Origin of the sequence: Nocardioides sp. (genome assembly GCF_035481145.1) — a bacterium.
Taxonomy (GTDB): domain Bacteria; phylum Actinomycetota; class Actinomycetes; order Propionibacteriales; family Nocardioidaceae; genus Nocardioides.
In genome coordinates, this window is record NZ_DATIHB010000030.1 from 1 (window position 1) to 5,129 (window position 5,129).

The following is a 5,129-nucleotide window of genomic DNA, read 5'->3' on the forward strand; positions in this document are numbered from 1 at the left end:
TCGGTGCGCAGCACGAAGGACCGCATGCCGTCCTCGGACTCGCGGGCGGCGAAGGCGTAGCGGCGTTCGCGGGCGGCCTTCTCCTTCGCCTCGGCGACGGCGGGGTCGGCGGCCTTGATCGCGGCGTCGACCGTGGCCTCGAAGCGGGACCAGGGGATCCGGCCGTCGGCGTAGGTGGCGACGGCGTGGTCGACGTAGAGCGCAGCCTCGATCGTCAGGTCGCGGGTGCGGCGGGCGACGAACCGGGCGTAGGACGTGGCGACCTCGTGGGCCTCGACACGACTCCAGTGCTCGGGCAGCCGGTAGCGGAGGTCCTGGGCGTCGGCGATGAGGGAGTCGCCGGCCGCGGTGGACTTCCGCAACCGCGCGCCGAGCTCAGCGCCGGCGGTGGTCGCTGCCTGCGGGGTGCCCTGGCCGCCATAGAACCGGACCGAAGCCCGTCCCACCTTCGCACCCGTCGCGGGATCGAGGCTGTCAGGGCCATTGGCTGCGGCCCACTCCAGCGCCACCCGCAGCTGGTCGACCTGCGCGGTCCGCTCGGTGTCAGCGAGCAGGTCGGCGGTGTCGAGGAGTGCACTCCTCGACAGATCCGCGAACGCCGTGCCCGAGCTGGCCATGGCTCTACCCAAGCACTCGCCACCGACAACCAACCCCCGGAAACCGGGTTCTCCACAGGCGTGCGGGATCACGAAAAGGTAACGGTTTCAAAGATGCGTTCGAGATCGCGAACCAGGCTCGCCGCCGCTTTCCACGGACGATCGACGAGTACGACGGAGCGCGAGCTGGCCCGCCTGCGCCCCGGAGCCCAGAGCACGGGGCCAGAAGCCCGAGGCCCGAGCTACGGCGCGATCAGCTCGCACATGTGCCGGGCCCGGTCCGCGTAGTCCTTGTACTCGTCGAACGAGGGCGCACCTGGCGACAGCAGCACGACCCCAGCCGGGTTGGCCACCGACAGCGCCCACGCGACCGCGTCGGCCATGCGGCCGAACTCCTGCAGTGGATGCCCGAGGCCGACTCCGTGCTCGCGTCCGAAACGCGCGCCGGCCGCACCGATCAGGAGCAGGTGCACGGGCGCATGGCGCCCCTTCAGATAGTCAGCCAGCGGCGCCAGGTCCAGCCCGCGGTCCGCGCCTCCGAGGATCAGCGCCACGGGCTCGGACGCGAAGACGGAGAGCGCCGCGATGACAGCCTCCGGCGCCGTCGCCAGCGAGTCGTCGATCCACCGCCGGCCATCACGCGAGGGGACGGTCTCCATCCGGTGCGCGAGCGGCGTGAACGTCCGTACACCGGCGAGCAGCGTCGCCGCCCGGGGGTCGTCCGCCGAGATGTCGAGAGCAACGGCGACCGTGAGCACGGCGAGTGCCAGGTTGTGCGCGTTGTGGACGCCGATCAACGGCAGTTCGGCAGCCGGCACCGAGCCGACGCCCTCCCAGTGCAGGCCCGATGCGTCGGCGTGGACGAGCTCCGACGAGGTGAGGTGCAGCTCCGCCGTTTCCGGCAGGACCTCGCGCACCCGGTCCACGAGCGCCAGGTCATGCCCCGGCACGACGACGTGCGCGGCGCCCTGGGAGACGAGCCTCAGCTTGTCCGCGAAGTACGCCTCCGCCGAACCGTGCCACGGCAGGTGCTCGGGGAAGAGAGAGGTCACGACAGCGACGCGCGGCGACATCGAGATGGACTGTGCTTGGTACGACGACACCTCGAGCACAACGGTGCCCGACGCTGCGGCGTCCAGCAGTGAGACGCCGATGTTGCCTCCGAGCGACACCGGCTCGCCGACCGCAGTGAACAGGTGCGCGATCGCCGACGAGGTCGTCGACTTGCCCTTGGTGCCGGTCACTCCGATGGCCCGCTCGGCGTTCTCCGAGAGCCAGAGGTCGGTGTTGGAGGTGAACTCCACGCCGGCGTCAGCGAGCGAGGCGTAGAGAGCGGACGAGACGGGCACGCCCGGCGACTTCACGATGACCTCGGCCTCGCGCAGGACGTCGGCATCGGCGTCGCTCTCCGCGACGGCGGCGTCGATGCCGCGGGCAGTGAGCGCAGCCAGTGCCGCGCGCCCCTCGAGGCCCAACCCCCAGACGGCGACCTTGCGGCCGTCGAGGTCAGAGAACCTCACGGGCAGCCTTCTCCAGCGCGCCGGTCAGGAAGTGCCGGTCGGAGAAGCCGAACAGCTCCTCCACCTCGGCAGGAGAGACCACCGCCGAGCGCAACGACGGATCGGTGACGAACGGATGCGCGGACCAGTCCGGGTGCGACTGCAGCAAGGTGTACGCCGCGCGGCACTCGCTCGGCTCGCCCACGCACTCGAACGGCTTGTGGCCGTCGCCGATCGCGAGCAGGTCCAGGAAGAGCGGGCGGAGCGCAGCATCGGCGAAGAGGTCCTTGCCGAAGATCGACTCCATCTGCGACGCGGGGACGAAGGGGGAGAGCATCAGGAAGACGAAGGTGCACTTGGGGCACTCGCCGCACCAGTTGCGCCGCCGCGACGCGTCGAGGTGGAAGGCGCGGTTGCACGAGGTGAAGACGTCGAGATAGGGGAGCGTCGCGAAGCGCCGCACGATCGCGAGCTCGGTCAGCGGCCGCAGGAACGACACGTAGTCGACGCCCCACGGGCTGACGAGCGTGCGCAGCATGCCCTCGAAGCCGAGGCCCTTGCTCCACTGGTGGTTGACCTCGACGCCGTGCCACTCGAGATTGCCGTACGACGACGAGGCCTCGTTGGCGAAGACCACCGTGTCGAAGCCGCCGCGCAGCGCGATCAGGCAGGCGATGATCGAGTTCACGGCCGTCACGGGGACGTGGCCGTTGTGCGCGCCCGCCTCGTTGAGCCGGAAGAGCGCGGGATCCAGGACCCGGCGCGCCTGCACCAACTCCAGGCCCGACGCCTCCGCCGTGCGTGCGATCGGCTCGTAGGAGTTGACGGAGAAGAGCGTCACGTCGGCCACGCGACGTACGGACTCGAGGGTGACGATGGAGTCCTTGCCGCCGCCGACGGCGACGAGGGCACGCTGGTGCGTCGGCGTGGCCGGCGAGCCTTCAGCCGCCGGACGCGGGGGAGCGACGACTGTCGGGAAGAGCGCGTCGGGAAGGTCGTTGCGGTACGCGAACTCCGCGAGCCCGCCCTTGACGACCTCGGTCAGGAAGTGGCGCTCGGCGTCGGTCAGCCCGCCGGCGACGGAGATCGTGCCGGGCACGAGCGCCTTGTAGTACGACGTGGCCGCGGTCAGGGCGAGCAGTCGCGCAAGGGTGCGGAAGCCGTCGCCGGCCTCGACCGGGTCCTCGACCGCAGGAAGCGTGACCGTCTCGGTGAACCGCTCGACCGGCCCGACCGTCGAGACGTGGGTGATGCGGTAGTCGAGCTCGACCACGGCTCCATCCGGCGAGATCCGCGGCTCATCGATGTGGAAGACGAGCTCTCGCGGGGGAACACCAAGCAGTCCGGACACGCGGCCATCCTAGGGGTGCGTCGGTGGTTGCGACCTGCCTCACACGACGGCAGGGTGGAGGAGCGCAGGCTGCCGCTCGGGCAACGAGGCCAGGTGCCGCATCGCCCGCGCAGGAGGTTGGCCATGTCGTACACCCCTCAGGCGACGGAGAGCGCGCCCGAGCTCAAGCGGGTCCTCGGCCCCGGCCTGTTGCTGCTCTTCATCGTCGGCGACATCCTCGGCGCCGGCGTGTACGCCGTGACCGGCACCATGGCGGGGTACGTCGGCGGCCTGCTGTGGCTGCCCTTCCTGCTCGCCTTCGTGGTCGCCACCCTGACGGCCTTCTCGTACCTCGAGCTGGTGACGAAGTACCCGCAGGCCGCAGGAGCCGCGCTCTACACGCACAAGGCCTTCGGCATCCACTTCCTCACGTTCCTGGTCACGTTCGCGGTGATCTGTTCGGGCATCACCAGTGCATCGACGTCGGCCAACACACTCGCCCAGAACCTCTATGGCGGCATGGAGATCAACGGATGGATCGACGGGGCCGTCAGCAGCGGCACGATCACCCTGACGGCGATGGCCTTCATGGTGCTGCTCGCACTGATCAACCTCCGAGGCGTCGGCGAGAGCGTGAAGTTCAACGTCATCTTGACCCTGGTCGAGATGACGGCACTCACCATCGTGATCGGCGTCGGCTTCTGGGTGATCGCGCAGGGCAAGGCCGACATGGGCGAGCTGGTGAACTTCAACGACTACGAGGGCATGGGCTTCGTCTTCGCGGTGACCGCCGCTACGTCGATCGCGTTCTTCGCGATGGTGGGCTTCGAGGACTCCGTCAACATGGTCGAGGAGACGAAGGACCCGCAGCGGATCTTCCCGCGCACGATGCTCATGGGCCTCGGCATCGCGGTCGTCCTCTACATGCTCGTCGCGGTCTCCGTGGTGAGCGTGCTCAGTCCGTCGGAGCTGGAGAGCATCCGCGAATCGGAGGGTCGCGCGCTCCTCGAGGTGGTCCACAAGGGTTCGCCGGACTTCCCGATCGACAAGATCTTCCCGTTCCTGGCGGTCTTCGCGGTGGCCAACACCGCGCTGATCAACATGCTGATGGCGTCGCGTCTCGTCTACGGGATGGCCAACCAACGGGTGCTTCCCAAGCAGCTGGGTGCGGTCCTCCGTGGCCGGCGCAGCCCGTGGGCGGCGATCCTCTTCAGCACGCTCCTGGCGCTCCTGCTGATCTGGTACGTCACCAGCGATCCCGAGAGCAACGTGGTCGCCAACCTGTCGTCGACGACCGCCCTCCTGCTCCTGTGCGTCTTCACGGTGGTCAACGTCGCGTGCATCGTGCTCAAGAAGAAGCGCGCCGACCACGGTGACACCTTCTTCACCACGCCGGGCTGGATGCCGTACGTCGCGGCCCTGCTCTGCTTGTTCCTGGTGGGACCGTGGGTGGACCGCGATGGGGTCGTCTACACCATCGCCGGTGGCCTGATGCTGATCGGCGTGCTGCTCTGGGGCCTCACCTGGCTGCTCAACAAGCTCCTCAACAAGGACGACAGCCCGCCGCACTTCGCCGACATCGAGCACATGGACACCGACCCGACCGACGACCCCCGCTGACCCACGGCGTCAGCACAACCCCGCTCAGCGAGCCGGGTGCGGCTTCCGGAGGAGCTCCGGGAGGTACGCCGCACCCGGCTCGCC

4 protein-coding genes are annotated in these 5,129 nt (G+C 69.3%); 1 reads left to right on the plus strand and 3 read right to left on the minus strand.

Features of this window, described 5'->3' with window-relative positions:
• From VLF38_RS02640 to VLF38_RS02650, 3 genes are all read right to left on the minus strand, one after another.
• On the minus strand, positions 1-617 hold a 617-nt coding region (locus VLF38_RS02640), incomplete at its 3' end, for a DUF222 domain-containing protein (protein ID WP_325269742.1).
• A 221-nt stretch (positions 618-838) separates the two neighbouring features.
• A complete protein-coding gene (murD, locus tag VLF38_RS02645; protein ID WP_325269743.1) occupies positions 839-2,116 on the minus strand; it encodes a UDP-N-acetylmuramoyl-L-alanine--D-glutamate ligase in 1,278 nt (425 codons plus the stop codon).
• Positions 2,103-3,446 (minus strand): hypothetical protein, encoded by a 1,344-nt coding sequence (locus tag VLF38_RS02650; protein WP_325269744.1) that lies wholly within the window; start codon positions 3,444-3,446, stop codon positions 2,103-2,105. Before VLF38_RS02650 ends, murD begins: the two co-directional genes overlap by 14 nt.
• Positions 3,447-3,569: 123 nt before the next feature.
• Here VLF38_RS02650 and VLF38_RS02655 point away from each other — a divergent pair, with 123 nt between their 5' ends.
• Positions 3,570-5,045, plus strand: a complete 1,476-nt coding sequence (locus tag VLF38_RS02655; RefSeq protein ID WP_325269745.1) for an APC family permease — start codon at positions 3,570-3,572, stop codon at positions 5,043-5,045.
• Positions 5,046-5,129 lie beyond the last annotated feature (84 nt).

Excerpts from the sequence above, each read along its gene's own strand:
- VLF38_RS02655 (WP_325269745.1), top strand. The coding sequence starts at position 3,570 with ATGTCGTACACCCCTCAGGCGACGGAGAGCGCGCCCGAGCTCAAGCGG.